Origin of the sequence: Flavobacterium sp. W22_SRS_FK3 (genome assembly GCF_052113665.1) — a bacterium.
Taxonomy (GTDB): domain Bacteria; phylum Bacteroidota; class Bacteroidia; order Flavobacteriales; family Flavobacteriaceae; genus Flavobacterium.
The window spans coordinates 265,191-287,428 of record NZ_JBGQOF010000003.1 but is presented as its reverse complement, the minus strand read 5'-3'; the positions used below and the strand labels follow the sequence as shown (position 1 = coordinate 287,428).

Below are 22,238 nucleotides of genomic sequence, written 5' to 3'. Positions count from 1 at the left end.
TCCTCTCATTTTGATTATCTCTTCGACATTCCAATAATTTAAAGTTAATCTCAATTTGAAATAAATTACCTAAAGAATTACAGTCTTTAAAGAAAAACATCTTTTAATATTAATAAAGAAAACGGTTATCTCTACAAACTAAAAAAAAAAACAAATAATATGCAGATATACAGATGTTTAATAATAAAAAACCGTATAAACACCTGTGTTTTATAATTTATTTATAACTAAAATTGCTAAATAAAAATATCATGTTAAAATGCATCCATTTTAAAATTCATTATGTCATCTAAAGTTATAAACGTTAAGTTTTCAATGAACTATTATCAAAACATTTTGCATTTAATTAGTACAAGATTTAAATCAATTCTAAATGATATGAACATTACTAAAACTCCAATTACTACTTTTCTAATTTTACTATTCATTTTAATGATTCCCTCATTAACCTATACACAAGTCAACCCGACTTTAGGTGTTGGACTTGGTGAATTAACCATGAAAAAAGGTACTATAGATGTAGAAGTTCTGACAGAAATAATAATGGAGAAACAGAAAGAGTTAAAAAAAGAAGCACTGAAACGGTTTTTGTATGATAAATTTCCAGCTGGAAATTTCGCTACGAAATTTTACATCCAGAATTGTCTAAACACATTGCTGAATGAAAAAAATCCACAAGTTATTAAAAAAGAAATCTTAGAATTAACAACTAATTATTCAATAGCATTAGGGTTAGCGGTTGTATATGATTATAATTCTCCAAACTATGATCTGCAGGACTCCGAAATAAGAACACTCTTAACTCAAATAAATGCGGACATAAAAGAAGGCTATAAAATAAATAAAGATTTTGATCTGTCGGATACAATTAGTAAAACTCTGGACTATAAATTAATTGTAGATATTGTTTCATTATCACTAAGTAATTCTCAAAAAATAAAAGAAAAAGGATTTTATAAAAATCCGATAAACTATATGGAAGGAAAGCAATACACTTATTTGACAAGAAACAGTAAGAATATGCGAACTAATCTACAAAATCTTGCAACAAAAATTACGAACCAAATTGATAAATATGTAAAAAATTATGACGTTATACAGGAGTTTTATTCTAGATATAAAGGAGCAAAACCACTTGATATCAAAAACACTTTACTTCAAGATTATAACAAAGAAATTTTGGCATTGTTTCCATCTTCAAGTTTTCCAGAATTATTAGTCAAAATTAGTCCTGACAAAAATTTTAAATCGGCTTTCGCGAATTATGCTAACCATATAGAGGAATTTAATTATAAAAAAACGCAAAATGAAAACTATGCAAATTTAAAAAACAACTTATCCCAATTGGCAAAAGTACTCAAAGACTTAAGATTAAATAAGGAAAAACTTGAAAAATCGACAAACTTAATTAAAGATAAAGGATTTGATCTAAAGGTAGATAGTCTTATTGATTCTAAGGAAATACAAAAACGAATTCAAAACAGTAAGTTATCTGTAGAACAAAATGACACTTTGAAATCCTTACTGGACAAATACAATGATATCAAAGCTGGTAATTTAGAACTTAATAAAAAATTATTAGATTTAAAAACTAATATATTGGCAATAACTAAACTTGTTATGTCATCTCAATCTTCTCTTAATCCAACTAAACTAGAAAATGAAGTTTATATAGATGGTATTATAAAAAATATTAACCAATATGTACTTTCTTACACACCAGATCAAATCTTAGATTCAGAAAACACAATAAAAGCAGACTTGCTTGTCATATTTCAGAAAGAAGATTTTTTACAATTATATCTTAAATTTCTAATTGATAATTTACTTAATAAAAAGGAGTTTACATTAGGATTGGATTTAAAAAGTGATGAAGAATTAAAAATAACAAAGGAGTATTCTCAAGCAATCTCTACCTTTTACGCCAACCTTGAAACGATTGCGAATAAAAATACTATCACAATTGCTGATGTAAATTATATAGAAAAGCAAATAATACCACAATTTTTAAAATATTCTTTTTTTGCTAAGACATCCGATTTCACAAAAATAATTACAAATCTTAGGATCTTAAATAATCTTCTAAAGATAAAAATTATTAATGATGCTAATGACGATGGTGAGTTTATATATAATTCCAAACTTAACAACATCTTCACTTTTATTTCTAATCTAGACAAATTAAATAAGGCTGAAACTTATCAAAGTGTCGTAAATTTAATTCAGCAAAATAATGAGAATGTCACTAAATGTCTGCCACCCAATTTTCAACCTATTTATATTTTATTTATTAATGGAATAAAAAAATACACCTTACTTAACACAAGTGAGCAATATATTGAGGTTGATGTGGTTTCATTTTTAAATGATCTTCAGCAATATTATAATAGAAAAAATAGATCGTGGTTTTCATTGTATTTTACTTTAGGAATAAGTGAAAATTTCTTTCCAAAAAGTGTTATGCTCCCAGGCGCAACTGAAAAAATTGATAATATTGGTTTTGCATCTGAGAAAATCGGAGTTCAATTTACAATTAATACATTTAGAAAAGAAAAAGGATTTACGAACTTGGTAGATGATAAAGTATATACCAACATTAAAAATCCTTTTCTAAATAAATTTTACGGAATCATTTATGGCTCAGGTTTACTGTATAGCTTAGCAAACACAACCACCAATGAAAATTTTGATTATCCCCATATTGGTGTGGGATTAGGTCTACGATTTTACAATGCTTTAGATTTTAATATATCATATTGTCTACCTTTTATTGAAGGAGGAAATTTTGGTGAGAATGGTTTTTTTAGTATAGGACTTGACATACCTTTAGGTGAATATTTAGAAAGATTAGGGAAAAAATAAAACTATTATGAAAGGTAGAAATGTTAATATAATATTCCGATGAAAATTATTTTGAATTTTAAAAAAATGATTCAAAAATAAAATAGATATTTGACAGAAACAATTTATAAAAATCTTCCATAAACTCTTATATTTTTTTAAGCCTCCTAAACTACGAGGCTTTTTTTATTTTTTTTATTTTTTTTTCTCCTTGATTTTACTGGGGGTTCAATGGGGTACAACTGGGGTACAACAAAAAGTTGTACTTGTATCAGTTTTATCTCTATCGTTTCTTTGCCTTGTAATGATGAAGAACCTGGTTTGGAATTATCCATTTACCGGGATTGTGAGAAACTAATGTAGAACGATAAAATGATGAGGTATGTTTATAAACATTTCATGGAGTAATTACATAGTTGTAGTTATTCTGCTATTGGCAAGCTGGTATTTATTTGTTGGATTTCGATTTTATTTTGATGACTTCAAAGAAATCATATCTGGAAAGCGGAAACTTCAATTCCGTGGATTTGAAAATGCAATCTACCAAGATATTGAACCCGAATTAAAGGATCATGATTCTCCTGAACTGACTTCAAACCAAACTTCTTTTGGAGAATTTGACACCACTTTTCAGGACGTTGATGTTTTGGTGGCAAGATTAAAAACTTTTATTGAAGATGCCGCAAAGAAAAAATTAGTCAAAAAAGAGTTTACCTATTATCTGCAACTTCTTCTTAGAGAATTTCCCTCAGTGAAAAACTCACCTTTTAATTCCTCAGTAAGTGAACTGATAGTTTCAGAATGTGAGAAACTCGAATCAATTACTTTAACCCAGAACGAAGCAGAAGCCCTTTGGGAATAAACTCTAAAAAATATAACGGAGGAATTGCCCCTGTCCATCCCGGCGCAGTATGGCATATGTAACAGGAAAGTGGAACTGCGACAGCGGCTACACCTCCGTTTTTTATCTGAATTTTTAAAATTTAAAATAATGTGTGATGAAAAAGTGGAACTGGAATTTTAAAAAGTTTATTCAAGAAAAAACAAATAAGATCTGTATGCTTCTGACACAAATCCTTTTTGTGATCAGTTATGAAACCTATGCCCAGGATGGTCTGGCAGGAATCAATGAGGCCAACCAACAGGTACGAAGCTATTTTGATGCAGGAACGGAACTCATGTATGCCGTTGGAGCATTACTTGGACTCATTGGTGCTGTGAAGGTATATCAAAAGTGGAATGCTGGTGATCCGGATACTGGAAAAGTAGCGGCAGCCTGGTTTGGAAGTTGTGTTTTTCTGGTAGTAGTGGCCACCGTAATCAAATCCTTCTTTGGGATTTAAAACAAATCGTTATGGAAGATTTACTCAAAGAAAAGTTATGGTTTTACATTATCCATAACAATCCCGATTTGATGTTTACACTTCAAGAAGAATACGGAGTACTAGATTATCTCAATGAGAAAATAAGTAGTGTAAAATCCATATTGGACGATATGCTATCTGATGATACACCTCAATATATCATCGAAGAAATCTGTCTCAATGTACTTACCGAAGATCTGAAACCTTCCCGGTTTTTATATATCCGCTCCCTTCTTTCGGATGAGTTTGAGAAAACCTATGCCGCTTTTCAGGAATCAGGTATCCTGGCCTTTGAAGTAATCAATCTTATGGAAAGCTGCAAGACGGTTTTTGAAACTATTGGTTTTACTAAAGAAAATGAAGAAGATCCTAATTTGAGAAATGCCCTTATCGGTCAGATTGCTGAATATCTGAATTGAGCTATTTATAGCAGTGTGTAGTATGAAAAGGAGTAATTATGGCTTACAATCAATCCCAAAAACTAAATACCAATATCAAGGCGATTACCATTGCAATGCAATGGCAGCAAGGTGATGCTTTATCGGCAGAAGCAGTTGACGCGCTTAAGGCATATGCCGGCTTCGGAGGTATCAAGGCTGTATTATACCCAAATGGCACTACCGAAGACTGGATAAAATCCGGCGCTACTAAAGAAGATCTGAAGTTGCATCCGGAAATGACAAGACTGCATGAATTGCTTCAAAAACACTATTCTGAAAAAGAGTATAATGCAGTTGTTTCTTCACTTCGCAATAGCGTCCTTACTGCATTTTATACGCCGGAAATTGTACCTAAAACTTTGTACGCTGCTTTGGAAAAACAAGGTATTAACCCTAAAAGGTTGTACGAGCCATCAGCAGGATCAGGCATTTTTATCACTGAAGCAGACAATGCACTTTCAAGTTTGGAACAAATTACTGCTGTGGAAAAAGACCGATTGAGCGGACTGGTGCTTTCTACATTAAATAGTACACTCTCAACCAAAAATACCACACATGTAATAGGACTCGAAGAAGCTCCAACAAATGATAATGGGAGTTATGATCTTGTGGTCAGCAATATTCCTTTTGGTAATTTTTCTGTGTATGACCAAGCCTATCCCAATAAAACGATTTCGGGGAAAATTCACAATTACTTTTTTGCAAAAGGATTGGACAAACTCGCTGATGGCGGTATTATGGCATACATAACTACAGACGGTTTTTTAAACAGCCCTTCGAATCAGAGTGTACGTGAATATCTTTTTCAAAATGCGGATTTTGTGAGTGTGGCAGTTATGCCTGACAACCTGATGAAAGAAACAGGAAATACAGATGCTCCCAATCATTTGCTTATTGTGCAGAAAAATGAGAACAAAGAAACATTGTCTGACAATGAAAAAGAGCTGCTGCAAACTATTGAACTTGAAAATGAATTTGGAAAATACAGTATTAATAAATATCTGCACAATAGAGAAGAGCTCATTATTGGGAATGAAATACAAGCCGGTAAAAACCAATACGGACAGGCGCACCAAAGTGTGAGACAAAACGGTGATATAAATTCTATTGGAAACCATCTTGTAGAAAATATTACCAAAGGATTAAAAGAAAACTTTAACCCCGAACGATTTGAACAGGCTCAAAAAACGGAGATTGTTCAGCCCGCTGAAGCAATTGGGCCTACATTCACTTATTTACCCATGCCTGAGAGTAAAGCAAGCGGTATTTCAGTCCAGCTTGGGTTGTTTGATACTGTGCCTGCAGAGAATATCAACCGTGCTATGGATTACATCAATCCCCTTGATGAAACTGTAGTGGATAAAAAAACAGCACGAATACTCAGTACCATACGCACTAATGATAATCCCTCGCATGAAAATGTGGTGCTTATTGCTGCTAAACAAATTAAGACTAATCGATACCTGTATAAATTATATTCGAATGTAAAAGAAATCGATGGCTTTTCAGCCAATTGGATTAATGGCGGATTACTGCCGCATGAGTTATTGGCTTTATCCAATACCCTTCAATATTATAATCACAAGTATATTTATGAAGGAGATAAAACCCTTGAACCTGCTTTTAACCTTGAAAGAAGACTTTATGAAGAAGTTGCTTCATTGAAATCTTTTTATACAGAAGGCACTCTGGTTAGAGTTGGAGAATCCGTTGGAATTATCAGTGATATCAATGAGCAGCACAAACAAGCCTTTTTCCGGCCAATAGCATCACAAGGCAATCTGAAATTCTATGATTCCTATATTGCTATTCGGGATCATTATCTGGAATTGTTTGAGAAAGAGCAATCAGATAAAGCTGGCAGTGAACAGGTTCGGAAAAATCTAGATGAGCAGTATACCAAATTTGTTTCCCACTATGGTATTTTGAACAGTGCTGAGAATCGCAGGTTAATCATGCAGGATTCCGCTTTTGGTTTCACCATTCTTTCTTCATTGGAACGCAAAGAAGGCGAACGTTATGTGAAGTCTGATATCCTAAGTGAGTCTGTAGTAAAACAGCAAGAGCGCTATTATACAGATGATCCGGTTGAAGCCCTGGCACGCAGTCTGAATGAAAAAGGAGCTGTTGACTTAGGATTTATAACTGCTGCGACAGGACTTGAACAAAACGAAGTTATAGAACGTCTGAACCATCAAATTTATTTGAATCCTACAAGTCAGAATTGGGAAACTTCAGACCTCTATTTAAGCGGCAATGTTGTAGAAAAGTTGCAACAGGCTAAACAGGCTGTGCAGTTATACCCTGAAAACACGCAATACTACAAAGGATTGCAGGCACTGGAAAAAGTTCAGCCAGAGCGTATCCCTTTTGAATTACTTGACTTTAATCTGGGCGAGCGATGGATTCCCAACCGATACTATGAAAATTTTGCCGGAAAGCTATTTGACCAGCCAACTGAAATTAATTATTTCCCATCACTGGATACCTTTAAAGTAAGTACAGGACACAATACCAAAATAGACAGGGAATTTTCGGTAACTCCAAAAAGCGGGCGAACCACTTACGGATACACGATATTGGAGCATGCGCTCGAAAATACGGCTCCCTTTTTTACCTACGAAGTTGAGGGAGCCGGCGGAAAACCGATACGACTGCCAGACAATGAAGCCATACAGCTTGCCCATCAAAAAATAGAAAACATCCGTAATGGTTTTATTGAGTGGCTACAGGAATTACCAATAAGCGATAAAAATGAACTGGAGAGCCTATATAATAATACTTTCAATTGTTATGTATTACGCGAGTATGACGGAAGTCATCTGAGCTTTCCGGGTTTGGATAAAAAAGCACTTGAAATTGATGACTTGTACAGTTCGCAGAAAAATGCGGCCTGGCGTATTATTCAGAACTGTGGTGCATTAATCGATCATGAGGTTGGGCTTGGAAAAACATTAACTATGATTGTGGCCGCCAATGAAATGAAACGATTAGGGATTATTCATAAGCCTGCAATACTGGCATTGAATGCCAATGTAAATCAAATTGCAGCAACCTATCGAAAGGCTTATCCCAATGCAAGAATATTGGCACCTGGTGAAAATGATTTTACTCCGGCAAAAAGAATGAGACTCTTCCATGAGATTAAAAATAATAATTGGGACTGTATCATTTTAACCCACGATCAATTTGGTAAAATTCCGCAGTCACCCGAAATACAAAAAGAGATCTTACAAAATGAGCTGGATAATATAGAACGGGACCTTGATACGGCCAGAGATCTGGGAGGCGATATCTCCAAGAAAATATTAAAAGGTCTTGAAATACGAAAAAATAATCTGGATGGTAGACTAAAAACACTGCTGAAAGATATAGAAGATAAAAAGGACAGCGGTATCAACTTTAAAGAAATGGGGATTGATCATTTGTTTGTAGATGAATCTCACAAATTCAAAAATCTGACTTTCACTACCCGTCATGACCGTGTTGCCGGAATTGGAAATATGCAGGGAAGCCAAAAGGCGCTTAATATGTTATTTGCGGTACACACGCTTCAGGAAAAATTCGATTCGGATTTGTGTGTAACGTTTCTTTCGGGAACTCCAATTTCAAACAGTCTGACAGAAATGTACCTGCTTTTCAAATACCTGCGACCTAAAGAAATGGAACGCCAGCATATTGAAAACTTTGATGGATGGGCAGCTGTTTTTGCGAGAAAAACGACTGATTTTGAATTTTCTGTCACCAATGAGATTATTGCAAAAGAGCGTTTTCGCCATTTTATCAAAGTTCCGGAACTGGCACTGTTCTATAATGAGATTACCGATTACAAAACAGCCAAACATATTGATCTGGATAAACCTGAAATTGAGGAGAAGCTTGTCAATATCAGCCCTACATCAGAGCAAAGCGAGTTTATCACCAAGCTAATGCAGTTTGCTAAAACAGGTAATGCGACACTTATCGGCAGGGCACCTCTTACCTCGCAGGAAGATAAAGGCAGGATGCTTATAGCTACTAATTACGCTAAAAAAATGGCTGCCGATATGAGGCTGATAGATGAAAGATATGGTGATCATCCGAATAATAAAGTCAATACATGCGCCAGAAATGTGGCTGAAATTTATCAGGCTTCCATCGAGAATAAAGGCACTCAGATTGTTTTTTCAGATATCGGTACACCCAAGCCGGATGCCTTTAATATGTATGATGCCCTTAAAGAAAAACTGGTAAGGGATTTTAATATCCCGGCTCATGAGATTACCTATATACACGACTGGACCGATAAAAAGAAACCAGAGTTGTTTTCTAAAATGAATACCGGTGAGATACGTATTCTTTTGGGCAGTACAGAAAAAGCAGGCACCGGACTTAATGTGCAGAAGCGTGTTGTGGCGATGCACCATATGGATATTCCCTGGAGGCCATCTGACTTAGGGCAACGCAATGGCCGAGGCAGCAGACAAGGGAACGAAGTCGCCAAACAGCATTATTGGAATAAAGTAAAAAATTTCATCTATGCAACAGAGCAATCCCTGGACAATTACAAATTCAACCTTTTGAAGAACAAACAGACTTTTATCAGTCAGATGAAAAACTGTGAACTTAATGTGAGGACTATTGATGAGGGAGCCATGGATGAGCAAAGTGGAATGAACTTTTCAGAATATATCGCAGTATTATCAGGTGATACTTCATTACTGGAAAAATCAAAATTGGAGAAAAAAGTAACGGTAATGGAAAGCCTTAAAAAAGCACATTACAAGGAAATTTCCAGAACTAAATATCAGGTTGAATACCTAATGGAGGAAAAAGGAATCACCACTAAAACACTGGACAAACTAACTGCTGATCACAGTTTTTACAAAAACAATCTGAAGTATGAATCTGATGGTTCCAAAGCAAATCCTATAGAGTTGTATAACTGCAAGACAGCAGATCCTGAAAGTATCGGCAAAGAAATTATCCTGCTCTATAAAAACTGGAAACCTCCAGAAGGAGAAAACCAGGCCAAACAGATTGGGAAGTTATATGATTTTGGACTCTATATAAAAAGAGAACGGGAAGCCTATCAAAATGATGGTTTGTACCAGTACCGTTACTCCAACAGCTTTTATGCACAACGTTTGGAAGATGGTATTAAATATACTTCCAATGGAGGAACTCCAAATGTGGACAATCCAAAATTGGCGGCCCGTCATTTTCTAAATGCCATTGATAAGGTGGAACATCTCACGGCTAAATATCAAAAGTCACTTAATGATATTGAAAACCAACTGCCGGAATTACAAAAATTAGCCACAAGAGTATTTAGTCAGGAAGATGAACTGCAAAAAATGAAAAGTGATCTCTCTAGTTTGGAAAGGGAAATAGCCTTGAAAATTCAGGAGAACCAATTGAAAGAAGCCAATCCGCAAGAGGTTAACCTCAGTAATGAAACAAAATTAACCGATACAGCTCCGGTAATTCAACTGCCAATAAAGAGCAGTGAAGAATCACAGCGTCTCACAGAAGCAGAAAGCAATACTGATAAATGGCAGGAGCGCTCTTTTTCAGAAATGAGGCGCAGTAGCAGGATGAAATTTTAAAATAATGACCATGTCAAACAGTGTGTATCAAATCAACAAAGGAATTAACCAGAGCATAGAGTTTAAAGGGTTAAAGGCGCAGTATATCTGGTATTTGGGCGGCGGTGTAATTGTGCTTATGATACTGTTTGCCATTATGTATATAGCAGGCTTACCCTCAATTATCTGTATCGGAATTATTGGTATTTCAGGGACATTGTGGGTTTTGAAAATATATAAAATGAGCCATAAATACGGTGAATATGGAATGATGAAAGCTTTAGCGAAACGACAGATTCCAAAAGCTGTGAAATCGCAAAGCAGAAAAATTTTTATGATGACCAAATAGAATTTGCTCAGCATTACCTGAGCGGTAAAAAAGAGAATGATGGAAAAGATGATAGATGATATTTTACCAATTATGGATGTAGAGTATGATTGCATCCTGTCCAAACAAGGAGATGTGACAGTAGTGTTTAGAGCAGAACTGCCCGAGATATTTACATTGTCGGATCAGGAATACGAAGCATTTCATCAGGCGTGGCTCAAAGCCATAAAGTTATTGCCGAAATTTAGTGTATTCCATAAACAGGACTGGTTTATAGACAGCAAGTTTGAACCCGATTTCACAAGTGAAGATTCGAGTTTTCTTACCCGAAGCAGTGAACGCTTTTTTAATGAACGTCCCTTTCTGGATCATTCCTGTTACATTTTCCTGACCAAAAAACCGGCAGGCAGAAAAACGTCAAGTTCCCTATTTTCAAATTTACTTAGAGCTTCTATTGTTCCTGAAGAAACATTAAAAGCACAATTGCGTCAGGAATTTATTGATAGTACCGGACAATTCAGACGCATACTGGAAGACAGTGGTTTTGTGAAACTCACCCGTCTTGGTAACGATCAACTCAGAAGCCACAGCAGAAAGATCGGTATCATTGAACAATATTGTTATTTGTCTGAAAAACAAAACTCATTTGTTTTTAAAGACATCTCTTTTGATGATGGCCTGCAAGTAGGAGATAAACACTGCCAGATTTATACGCTGGGGGATGCAGCCGATCTGCCTGCCCTTTGCGGTTCGAGAATTAACTACGACCGGTATTCCACTGATAAGACCAAATTCAGTATCGGATTTGCTTCGACTCTGGGGCAATTACTTTCCTGTAACCACATTTATAATCAATATATTTTCATAGAGGATTTCCAGAAAACGCTGCAAAAACTTGAAAGTAAAAGACTGCGACTGCAATCCTTATCAGCCTACAGTAGGGAGAACCTGATTGCGCGAGATGCTACAAATGATTTTCTTAACGAGGCTATCAGCCAGCAGCGACTGCCTGTAAAAGCACATTTTAATGTGCTGATCTGGACAGATAATAAAGAAGAACTCAAAGACCTGAAGAATAAAGTTTCTTCAGCACTGGCTCAGATGGATGCAGCTGCTAAACAAGAAACAGTGGGTGGCGCACAAATATTTTGGGCAGGAATTCCCGGGAATTCCGCAGATTTCCCAATGAATGACACCTTTGATACGTTTACAGAACAAGCAACATGCTTCCTGAATCTGGAAACAGGGTATCGTTCTTCCCTTAGTCCAACTGGAATTCGATTAGGAGATCGATTGACTGGAAAACCGGTTCATGTAGACATTAGCGACGAACCAGTAAAAATGGGGATTTGTACCAATAGAAACAAATTCATACTAGGGCCTTCGGGAAGCGGTAAATCATTTTTCACCAATCATATGGTTAGAAGTTACTATGAGCAGGGAACTCATGTTGTACTTGTTGATGTCGGGCACAGCTACAAAGGACTGTGTGATATGGTTAATGGCTATTACTTTACCTACGATGAAAAGAACCCTATTAGGTTTAATCCCTTTTATATCAGTGAAGGCGATTCGCTTGATACCGAAAAAAAAGAAAGTATTAAAACATTGTTATTAGCACTCTGGAAAAAAGACAATGAATCATTCAATCGAAGTGAATATGTTGCACTGTCCAATGCACTGCAATTGTATTATGAAAAGTTAGATAGCAATTCTGATTTGTTTCCCTGCTTTGACAGCTTTTATGAATTTCTAAAAAATGAGTTTGTATCCATATTAGAGGGTGACAAGGTAAAGGAAAAGGATTTTGATGTAAACAATTTTCTGTACGTACTGCGTCCTTACTACAAGGGAGGAGAATTTGATTACCTGCTCAACGCTACGGAGAATTTGGATCTGTTGAAAGAACGTTTTATTGTTTTTGAACTCGATAATATCAAAGACCATCCGATACTCTTTCCCGTGGTGACCATCATTATCATGGAAGTCTTTATCAGTAAAATGCGCAAGCTTAAAGGAGTCCGTAAAATGATCCTGATTGAAGAAGCCTGGAAAGCTATTGCCAAGGAAGGAATGGCAGAATATATTCGGTATTTATTCAAGACTGTTCGTAAATTCTTTGGGGAAGCCATTGTAGTGACTCAGGAAGTAGAAGATATTATTTCTTCTCCGGTCGTTAAACAGGCTATTATAAATAACAGTGACTGCAAGATATTATTGGACCAAAGCAAGTATCAAAATAAATTCGAACAAATTCAGGAACTACTTGGGCTTACCGAAAAAGAAAAGGCACTCGTACTATCTGTAAACAAAGCCAATGATCCTGATAAGAAATACAAAGAAGTGTTTATCTCCCTTGGAGGCATGCAGTCTAAAGTATACCGTACCGAGGTATCCCTTGAGGAATATTACGCGTACACAACCGAAGAAACTGAAAAAGTAAAAGTACAGGCGTACGCTAAGAAATTTGATGGAGACATCAGAAAAGGCATTGCGGCACTTGCTAATGACTTAAGAGCATAAAAAATATGAAAACTAAACAACAATACTTATGAAAACAAAAAAGAAAATCATGATTTGCCTGTTGTGCTTTTTACTGATCAGCACTCCGGCAAGACCGGCAACGGTTGCAGCAATACCGATTTTAGAAATTGTAAAAGCGGTTGCCAAAAAGGTAATTAAGGCTATTGACCTTAGGATCCAAAAATTGCAGAACAAAACGATCTGGCTGCAGAATGCGCAGAAAAAAATAGAAAATATCCTCTCCAAACTAAAGTTGGATGAGATTTCAGATTGGACCAAGAAACAAAAAGAACTCTACAAGAATTACTATGAGGAACTGGCAAAAGTTAAATCCATTATTACCTATTACCAGCGTATCAAAGATATCAGTGAAAAGCAGGTTCGTTTGGTAGATGAATACGAAAGAGCATGGAACCTGTTTCAAAAAGATGCTCATTTTAATTCCAGCGAACTCGATTATATGCAAAGTGTGTATTCCGGAATATTAAATGAAAGCCTGAAAAACATCGATCAGATTTTCCTTGTATTGGATTCTTTTACCACACAGATGAGTGATGCCAAAAGACTGGAGATTATAAATGCTGCTGCAGATCAGATTGATGCTAATTATGATGACCTGACGCTCTTCAACAGACAGAATATACTACTGAGCCTTCAAAGAGCCAAAACAGAGAATGATGTCAAATCCGTTAAACAATTTTACGGAATTCCGTAAACAAGTAATAAAATCATGAAAAAGATATTTTTAGTAGTGCTTTTTACTGCACTGACCACAGGGAATCTTCATGCACAGGCAAATCAGCAAAGGATGCTTTTAGAGCAAATAGCAGCCTTGCAAGTCTATATCGGATATGCTCAAAAAGGCTATTCGGCAGTCAAAAAAGGACTCAATACCATAGGAGATTTCAAACGTGGAGAATTTAATCTTCATACCGATTATCTGAATTCTCTTAAGACAGTCAATCCCAAAATAAAAAAGTATGCCAGGGTAACGGAAATTATAGGGCTCCAGACAAAAATCATGAAAAGCTACAAAAGCTTATATCAGCAAATCCGGCAGGATGATTTGTTTCATGGAGATGAAGTCGATTATATCAGAAGAGTCTTTGAAAGGTTAATCAAAAATTGTGATACCAATCTGGATGAGCTTCTAACAATCGTTACGGACGGAAAGTTAGAGATGAAAGATGACGAGCGAATGAAACGCATTGATATGATTTACCAGAATATGCTGGATAACTATACTTTCTCTGAGAGCTTCAGTAATGAAACTAAAATCCTGGCTATATCAAAAGCAACCGAATTGAAAGAAGCAAAAAAAAGCCGTGTCGTAAACGGCATTAATACTGATTTGCCATGAAAAAATTATTGATTATAGGAATTGTGTTTACCGGATTGCTATTTCCATCCCAGATAACCGCTCAAAAACAGGAAATCCAGCAATTGATTTTGAACATAGAGAAATTGGCCCAGTTCAAACAGATTTTAAAGGATATGAAAAAGGGCTATGAAATACTAAGTGGCGGCTATAATACTGTAAAAGATTTGTCTGAAGGAAATTTCAACCTTCATGAAACATTTCTTGATGCGCTCATGCAGGTTAGCCCCACAGTTAAGAATTACAGGCGTATTGGTGACATTGTGAATTATCAGGGGCTGCTGGTAAAAGAATACAAGTCCGCTTTTAGCCGCTTTAGGGACAGTAAAAATTTTAATGCTGAAGAAATTGCCTATTTCGAAAGGGTGTACGATAATCTTTTTAAGCAAAGTCTTAGAAATCTTGATGAACTGACCTCTGTGATTACCGCAAATAAAATGCGAATGTCTGATGATGAAAGGCTGGCCGCTATTGACAAAATATATGCAGATATGCAGGATAAACTTTTGTTCCTGAGAAACTTCAACAATAATACGACTGTACTGGCTTTACAGCGTGCAAAAGAGCATAATGATACGCGGGCAATGCGCAGTATTTATAAGTTAAATAACTAAATATCCACTGTTATGATAAAGATAAATAAGCAAATAATACTTGTTCTTCTTGCAATGATATTACCGTTTACGATCCAGGCACAAGGAATTGCAGACGACATGAACGGCTTGCATAGTGTACTGGAACAATTGTATGATGAAATGATGCCTTTATGCAGTAATCTGATTGGGGTTGGACAAGGACTTGCCGGTTTTGCAGCTATGTGGTATATCGCCTCAAGAGTCTGGAGACATATTGCCAGTGCTGAACCCATAGACTTCTATCCACTCTTTCGTCCCTTTGTTATTGGATTTTGTATTATGATTTTTCCCTCTGTCCTCTATATGATTAATGGTGTTATGAAACCTACTGTTACAGCAACCGCTGCAATGCTGGAAGGATCGAACAAAGCGATTGAAAGACTGCTTAAAGAAAAAGAAGAAGCACTCAAAGAAACAGATCCCTGGAAAATGTATGTTGGTTCGACAGGAAGCGGTGATCAGGATAAATGGTACCGCTATACACATGATGATGCAGATCCAAGTGGTCAGGGAATGCTGGATGGTATTGGAAATGATATCAAATTTGCCATGAGCAAGGCCTCTTATAATTTCCGAAATTCAGTAAAAGAATGGATGAGCGAGGTACTGCGTGTATTATTTGAAGCTGCTTCCCTGTGCATCGATACACTGCGGACTTTTCAATTGGTGGTACTTTCTATTTTAGGTCCAATCGTTTTTGGCATTTCGGTCTTCGATGGTTTTCAACACACCCTTACCGTCTGGCTGGCACGTTACATCAATATCTATCTGTGGCTTCCTGTGGCTAATATATTTGGAAGCATCATCGGAAAAATTCAGGAGAATATGCTAAAGATTGATATTGCGCAAGCAGGAGAATATGGAGAGACTTTCTTTAGCAGGACTGATGTTGCTTATCTGGTCTTTATGATTATTGGAATTATAGGCTATTTCACTGTCCCTTCTGTTGCCAATTACATTGTTCATGCCGGAGGTGGTGGTGCACTCGGACAAAAAGTAACCAGTATGTTTAGTAATTCTACAACTTCCCTTGTCAATACTGCATCTCAGGGCACTACAATGGTAGCAGATGCTATGGGGAATGCTGCCGGACATATGTATCAAAGCATGTCTGATTCTGGTAATTCTGCTCCTTACTTCAAGGACAAGGATAATTATATGGCTGACAAATTAAAAGGTAAATCTTAATCCTAAATTCAAAGTGTATGTTTAGTAAAATGAAAAATATTGATACTGCTTTTCGTCATGTTCGCGGATTTACCCTGCTGATCATTACAGGCTGTATTTTAATTAGCTGCTTTTCACTTTATAAGAGTTTTTCGCTGGTATCACAAATGCAAAATAAGGTATATATACTGGCTAACGGAAAAGCACTCGAAGCCTATGCTTCGGATCGAAAAGATAACATTCCTGTAGAAGCGAGAGATCATGTAAAAACGTTTCATAAGCTGTTTTTTACACTTGACCCGGATGATAAAGTCATTAAAAGCAATGTAACAAAGGCTCTTTATCTGGCGGATGACAGTGCCAAACGGGTCTATGATGATTTAAAGGAAAACGGTTACTACTCTGGCATTATATCAGGGAACGTCAGCCAGACGATACAGATTGACAGTGTGACTATTGACCTTAACAACTATCCGTATGGATTCCGATGTTATGCTACTCAAAATATCATTCGTACTACCAGTATTGCGCATCGAAACCTTATTACGGAAGGCAACCTTCGTAACGTATCAAGAAGTGACAACAACCCTCATGGCTTTTTAATCGAGCGTTGGAATACTATTGAGAATCGGGACATAAGTACCGAAAACAGAAAATAATAAAGCTGCACATCATGAAATTCACTTCTAAACGAAATAGCAAAAAAAGCGATGCTCTTGCAACTGCTAAAAATAATCTATGGAAAAAGTTTGATCAGGCTAATCTGCGATTTCAGTATAAATGCGCCAATTGGCTGGAACGCAAAACAGCTCATTTTACACGCCTTAACTGGATTGTGATTCTGTTGTGTTTTACAGTATTTACAACTGGCTGCAGTATATACCTGATCGTTAGTAGTTTTTCAGGTAATAAAAATAGAAATATTACAGTAACCCCGATTACCAAACCAACCAATCTGGTACCCACAAAAGAAAAGCCTCTTGAACTCAATACAATTATTAGTAAAACTGAATTTGAAAAAATTACCAGTTTCAGGAAATATATGGATAGTTTGGGGCGCAGTCCGACAGGGAAAAAAACGCATGACAGCATTGTATTAAATCGTCCCGGACTTCTGGACAGTTTAACAATTGTAGAAAATTATTATTACTCACATCTTAAAAAATAATATCATGGAACAAAAAGCAAAATCACTAAAAGTACTAAAGCAGCGTAAGATGCTCTTGATACTGCCAATATTGGCTCTACCTTTTATAACTGCCATTTTTTGGGCATTGGGCGGTGGAAAAATGGATGCTGCCAATTCAACAGCACCACAGCAAAAAGGTTTTAATCTAAAACTTCCCAATGCTAACCTGAAAGAAGGACTTCCGCTCGATAAAATGAATTACTACGATATGGCAGCGCTTGATTCAGCAAAGCTTAATGAACTTATCAAAAAAGACCCCAACTATTTAAGCCAATCCTTTCAGATTGATTCCACTGAAGACAGCAGTGCTGTTATTCATAGAAAAGAAAGACATGGTTTAAATAAATCCGTTTATCGTGATCCGAATGAAGAAAAAGTGCATCAAAAATTGGAAGCTTTGCAAAAAGCAATCAATACAGCAGTACCAGTTCCAGAGCAAAACAGAGATTATACTAAAATTGTAAAATCAAATGAAACCTCGCTGCATTCCAATGATGTGGACAGGCTCGAACAAATGATGCAGTCTATGAATGAAGAGCAGGAAAGTCAGGATCCGGAACTACAACAGCTCGGTGGAATGCTGGAGAGTATTTTGGATATCCAACATCCAAACAGAGTACAGGAAAAATTGAAAAAAGCGTCCGAGGATCAGCGTGGACAAGTCTTTACTATTTCAACCAAGGAGTATGAAGATCCTGTTTCTTCTTTACAAAACAAAACATTGAACAGTTCTGAGTACAAACAGAATGGTTTTTACTCTTTAGACGAACTAGAAAATGATGATTCAATGCAGAATGCTGTAGAAGCAATTATTCATGAAACGCAAACAATTGTAAATGGCTCGACAGTTAAGTTCCGACTCATGAACGACATATTTATAAATGGCATTAAAATCCCAAAAGACAATTTTTTGTTTGGAGTGGCTTCCTTAAAAGGAGAAAGGCTAACAATCAATGTTAGCAGTATTAGATATAATAACTCCTTATTCCCCGTGGACTTGTCAGTTTATGATATGGATGGACTTGTCGGTATATACATTCCGGGAGCCATTAATCGTGATGTAGCAAAAGCCTCGGCTGATCGATCCATGCAAACTTTAGGAGTTACATCATTGGATGATTCCTGGGGCGCTCAGGCAGCGGGAGCAGGAATTGAAGCGGCTAAAAGTCTGCTAAGCAAAAAAGTAAAACTGGTTAAGGTAGTTGTAAAAGCAGGTTATAAAGTACTGCTGCGTGATGAAAAACAGAAACAAAATGATTCCAATTAAAAACTAAAAATGATACAGATGAAAAATTTTAAACTATTGGTGATGGGCCATCTATTATTTATGACCATCGGTGTATTGGCACAGCAAACAAGTAAAAACCATTTATCCAAAATAGAATCGGACTCCTTAATGATAGCCTATTCAAAAACGACCAATATTGTATTTCCTTTTGCTATAAGAAGCGTTGATAAAGGAAGTCCCGATATACTGGTACAAAAAGCGAAAGGTCTTGAAAACATTCTTCAGATCAAGGCGGCCCAAAAAGGATTTTTCCAAACTAATCTTACCGTAGTTACTGCAGACGGGAAACTCTATTCTTTTGTAATAAACTATGACGAAGAGTTTCCACAGCTAAATCTTACCCTTAATAAAACTAAGCCCGATGGACAGGAAATTTATTTTTCAGATGAAATTATTAATGATCAGGATATTGAGGAATATTCAAAGTTAGCGTTATACGATAAAAAAAAGCTACGAGGTCAAAAGGAAAGTAAATATGATATTGACTTTAGGCTCAACGGAATTTTTATTCGTGACGAAGTAATGTATTACAGGATAAAAGTAACCAACAATTCTAAAATCAATTATGAGATCGATCAGCTTCGTTTTTTTATTCGTGATACAAAAAAAGTAAAACGTACCGCTTCTCAGGAAATTGAAATTTCACCAATTTATATCCTGAATGATATTGATAAAATTGAAGCTGAAGCAGAAAATACGTTTGTATTTGCACTGCCAAAATTTACAATTCCGGAAAAAAAATATTTAGCCATACAAGTCATGGAGAAAAATGGCGGCAGACATTTAGAAGAACATGTCAAGAATACAAAACTGCTACAGGTTACTGTACTTCCCAAACTATAAACTATTTAATAATTAAAAAATTGAAATCATGAACGAGAAAAATTTTGAATACTTACGCGACCAGTTAAAGTACACTGGTTTTGGAGATGCATTAGAATCTGAATTAAAAGAAAAAATGCAGAAAGAAGAACCTAATTTTACTTTGACGCATAATACGCAATATGGCAATGATACTGCTGCAGCTACATTAAATTTTAATAAGTCAAAAGAAAGCGATATGTATTTCTTTAATTCTTATAAAGTGGAATTGCAAAAAGAGAATTCCAAAGAAAATTTGGAGCAAACCTTTTATATCAATAAAGGCAGCAACATCACCATGAAAGAAGCTTACAATCTTATGGAAGGCAGATCAGTAAACAAAGATCTTACCAACAAGGACGGAGAACTTTACAACGTTTGGCTTCAAATCGATTTTAAACAGTCCGAATCTAATGGAAACTTTAAGCTAAACCATTACCATCAGAATTACGGCTATGATTTGGAAGCAACACTCTCCAAACATCCGATTAAAGAACTGGAAACCCCAAAATACAAAGAAGACTTAATCAATTCTTTGAAAAAGGGAAACCTGCAATCGGCTACTTTCCAAAAAGAAGGAAATGAGATTAAGCAATATATTGAAGCCAGCCCACAATTCAAGACAATTAATGTATATGACAGCAATTTACAGCGCATTGATAATCGTAAGTCTAAAGAAGAAAAGCAATCCGAAACCCAGCAAACTTCCGAAAAACAAGGCAGTAAAAAGCAAAACCAAACTACCGATGATGATGGGCCAGAAGTGCCAAAGGAAGCTAAGAGAAAAAGGAAAAGTCAATCCATGTAATTAGTAATCATGAACCAACAACTTCCCATAAACAGAGTAGAGATGGAATTGAACCAATGGCGCTCCAGGGAAGAGCGTTTTAGTAAACTGTTTAATTTCAGTCTTTCCAACAATAGGTCACTAATTAAAGAAAAGCTTCATCATTACGAGCGGATTGGAACAAAGTATAAGAGCAGCAAAAATATAGAGGAACGTTTCGCTTTGAAGATGCTCAAGCAGGAAAAGAACAAGATTCTAAAACAACTTTATCCTAATTTATTGGTAAGACTCATTCGTAAACTGATCGTTGCACCACTCGTAGACCAAATTGCTGTTCGGAAAGATGCAAAAGAAGAAGAAAAAAATAACCAATCGCTGCACGATCAGATGCAGCGTATTGGTTTTATAGATTTATCAAATCAAATTGATCAGCAAATCAAACAAGGTCACGAGCAATTTACTATTCCGGTTTCCTATTACGTCAACGAAAAAGAACGACTGGATCATGAGTTGTCCTTTGTTAAAGACCAACGCGGACAGTATCAATTTGAAGGTTATAAAGCTAGTCTGCATAATGAGTTAAAACCTGAAGAAAACAGGAATCAGTACTTCAAAGTTGAGCAAGAAAATTCTGTTGACACAACACAGGCTTATAATTTGTTGGCAGGGCGAGCGGTTCAAAAGGAAAAAACTTGGATACAACTAGATCTTAACGACAAAGATGCTAGTGGCAATCATAGAATCAAAGAATTTCATTCCGGGTATGGTTACGATCTTGAAAAATCCGTACAAAAACTTCCTTTAAAGGAATTATCAAATAAAACTCAAGCCGATAAATTAAAGGATGATTTAAAACAAGGAAATCGGCTGCCTGTCACCTTGATTAAAAATGGAAATGAACATCGGTTTTACATTGAAGCCAACCCTCAGTTTAAATCGGTAAATATTTATGACGAACATTCGAGAAAAATAACGCTCTCAACGGCATTGGGTGATAAAACAATGGAAACTGTAAAACAAATTCAAAAAACGAGTGAGAGCCTGCATGAGAAACATTCAAAAAGGAATAGTATGCGTATAAGCTGATAAACTTAATATAATGAAAACACTAAAACCTTTATCTGATTTCTTTAAGGCAATCGAAAAAGATTACCGTATCAGTGTTACCCATATTGGTATATATGCCGCATTACTTCAATTTAGGACGCAAAAGGGATTTGTAAACCCTATTGAAGTCTATAGGTCTGAAATTATGAAGTTAGCTAAGATAACCGGGCCTGTAACATACCATAAATGCATGCGTGAACTAAATGAGTATGGTTATATAAGTTATCTTCCAAAACGCAATAGAAACCAAAGGAGTACGATTTATTTCAATTCTTAGTGACATTGATAAAGAAATAAAATTACAAAAAAAGTTTATGTTATGAAGAAGTTTGTTTTTGAAGAACTTCCCGATGCGGTTTCAAAATTGTATGGGAGGATGCAAGAAATAGAAAGGTTTTTAGAAAAAAATAAACCTAACCTTAGTAAAAGAAATTCGTCACTTAATGCTTTAGTACAAGAGAAGTGCAGTTCTAATTTCAACAAGAGCGATTTGGCACAACTTTTTTATATTCTTATGGATGAGAAAATTTTATTTTTTGATGATCGAAATCAAAAGTGCAATAGAAGCAAAATTCAGCTTTTTATAGAAAATAATTTTACATATATAGGAGATTCAGGACTTCAAACAAACATAGATACAATAAGTAAACAGTTTTCTGAGTCAAAAGGATTTACCTATAAAGACAGGCAAATAAGATTTCTTGAGAATATTATTGTTATACTTGAAAAACGAAGAGAAAAATTAATTTGCTGGTAATCTGTG

At 35.7% G+C, this 22,238-nt stretch carries 19 protein-coding genes; all 19 read left to right on the top strand.

Features of this window, described 5'->3' with window-relative positions:
• The first annotated feature begins 378 nt into the window (after positions 1-378).
• The 19 genes from ACEN2I_RS04395 to ACEN2I_RS04305 all read left to right on the top strand — a co-directional run bounded on the left by ACEN2I_RS04395 (position 379) and on the right by ACEN2I_RS04305 (position 22,232).
• Positions 379-2,862, top strand: a complete 2,484-nt coding sequence (locus ACEN2I_RS04395) for a hypothetical protein (RefSeq protein ID WP_441764898.1) — start codon at positions 379-381, stop codon at positions 2,860-2,862.
• Between the two features lie 361 nt (positions 2,863-3,223).
• The gene (locus ACEN2I_RS04390; RefSeq protein WP_441764897.1) at positions 3,224-3,703 is read left to right on the top strand and encodes a hypothetical protein; all 480 of its coding nucleotides are present in this window, start codon (positions 3,224-3,226) and stop codon (positions 3,701-3,703) included.
• 136 nt (positions 3,704-3,839) lie between these two features.
• A complete protein-coding gene (locus tag ACEN2I_RS04385) occupies positions 3,840-4,184 on the top strand; it encodes a DUF4134 domain-containing protein (RefSeq protein WP_441764896.1) in 345 nt (114 codons plus the stop codon).
• An 11-nt stretch (positions 4,185-4,195) separates the two neighbouring features.
• Positions 4,196-4,624, top strand: coding sequence for a DUF1896 family protein (locus tag ACEN2I_RS04380; RefSeq protein ID WP_441764895.1), 429 nt, complete (start codon positions 4,196-4,198; stop codon positions 4,622-4,624).
• Positions 4,625-4,662: 38 nt separating this feature from the next.
• Entirely contained in the window at positions 4,663-10,233 is a 5,571-nt protein-coding gene (locus tag ACEN2I_RS04375) for an Eco57I restriction-modification methylase domain-containing protein (protein ID WP_441764894.1), read from the top strand.
• A 10-nt stretch (positions 10,234-10,243) separates the two neighbouring features.
• Positions 10,244-10,561 carry a DUF4133 domain-containing protein gene (locus ACEN2I_RS04370; RefSeq protein WP_441764893.1) on the top strand — a complete coding sequence of 106 codons (318 nt, stop codon included), beginning with the start codon at positions 10,244-10,246 and terminating at the stop codon, positions 10,559-10,561.
• A gap of 39 nt (positions 10,562-10,600) precedes the next feature.
• The gene (locus ACEN2I_RS04365; protein WP_441764892.1) at positions 10,601-13,063 is read left to right on the top strand and encodes a TraG family conjugative transposon ATPase; all 2,463 of its coding nucleotides are present in this window, start codon (positions 10,601-10,603) and stop codon (positions 13,061-13,063) included.
• Positions 13,064-13,091: 28 nt separating this feature from the next.
• Positions 13,092-13,778 (top strand): conjugal transfer protein TraI, encoded by a 687-nt coding sequence (locus ACEN2I_RS04360; RefSeq protein ID WP_441764891.1) that lies wholly within the window; start codon positions 13,092-13,094, stop codon positions 13,776-13,778.
• 15 nt (positions 13,779-13,793) lie between these two features.
• The gene (locus ACEN2I_RS04355; RefSeq protein ID WP_441764890.1) at positions 13,794-14,423 is read left to right on the top strand and encodes a hypothetical protein; all 630 of its coding nucleotides are present in this window, start codon (positions 13,794-13,796) and stop codon (positions 14,421-14,423) included.
• Positions 14,420-15,055: a TerB family tellurite resistance protein gene (locus tag ACEN2I_RS04350; protein ID WP_441764889.1), complete on the top strand. Its 636-nt coding sequence runs from the start codon at positions 14,420-14,422 to the stop codon at positions 15,053-15,055. The genes ACEN2I_RS04355 and ACEN2I_RS04350 overlap by 4 nt, the downstream gene beginning before the upstream one ends.
• A gap of 12 nt (positions 15,056-15,067) precedes the next feature.
• Positions 15,068-16,264 (top strand): conjugative transposon protein TraJ, encoded by a 1,197-nt coding sequence (gene traJ / locus ACEN2I_RS04345; protein WP_441764888.1) that lies wholly within the window; start codon positions 15,068-15,070, stop codon positions 16,262-16,264.
• A gap of 17 nt (positions 16,265-16,281) precedes the next feature.
• The gene (gene traK / locus ACEN2I_RS04340; RefSeq protein WP_441764887.1) at positions 16,282-16,902 is read left to right on the top strand and encodes a conjugative transposon protein TraK; all 621 of its coding nucleotides are present in this window, start codon (positions 16,282-16,284) and stop codon (positions 16,900-16,902) included.
• A gap of 14 nt (positions 16,903-16,916) precedes the next feature.
• Positions 16,917-17,411, top strand: coding sequence for a hypothetical protein (locus ACEN2I_RS04335; protein ID WP_441764886.1), 495 nt, complete (start codon positions 16,917-16,919; stop codon positions 17,409-17,411).
• A 4-nt stretch (positions 17,412-17,415) separates the two neighbouring features.
• Positions 17,416-18,699 carry a conjugative transposon protein TraM gene (traM, locus tag ACEN2I_RS04330; protein ID WP_441764885.1) on the top strand — a complete coding sequence of 428 codons (1,284 nt, stop codon included), beginning with the start codon at positions 17,416-17,418 and terminating at the stop codon, positions 18,697-18,699.
• An 18-nt stretch (positions 18,700-18,717) separates the two neighbouring features.
• A complete protein-coding gene (gene traN / locus ACEN2I_RS04325; RefSeq protein ID WP_441764884.1) occupies positions 18,718-19,563 on the top strand; it encodes a conjugative transposon protein TraN in 846 nt (281 codons plus the stop codon).
• A gap of 28 nt (positions 19,564-19,591) precedes the next feature.
• Entirely contained in the window at positions 19,592-20,389 is a 798-nt protein-coding gene (locus ACEN2I_RS04320) for a hypothetical protein (protein ID WP_441764883.1), read from the top strand.
• 9 nt (positions 20,390-20,398) lie between these two features.
• Entirely contained in the window at positions 20,399-21,454 is a 1,056-nt protein-coding gene (locus tag ACEN2I_RS04315; RefSeq protein WP_441764882.1) for a hypothetical protein, read from the top strand.
• Positions 21,455-21,467: 13 nt separating this feature from the next.
• Positions 21,468-21,752, top strand: a complete 285-nt coding sequence (locus ACEN2I_RS04310) for a hypothetical protein (RefSeq protein WP_073409904.1) — start codon at positions 21,468-21,470, stop codon at positions 21,750-21,752.
• 42 nt (positions 21,753-21,794) lie between these two features.
• Positions 21,795-22,232 (top strand): hypothetical protein, encoded by a 438-nt coding sequence (locus ACEN2I_RS04305; RefSeq protein WP_441764881.1) that lies wholly within the window; start codon positions 21,795-21,797, stop codon positions 22,230-22,232.
• Positions 22,233-22,238: the final 6 nt, after the last annotated feature.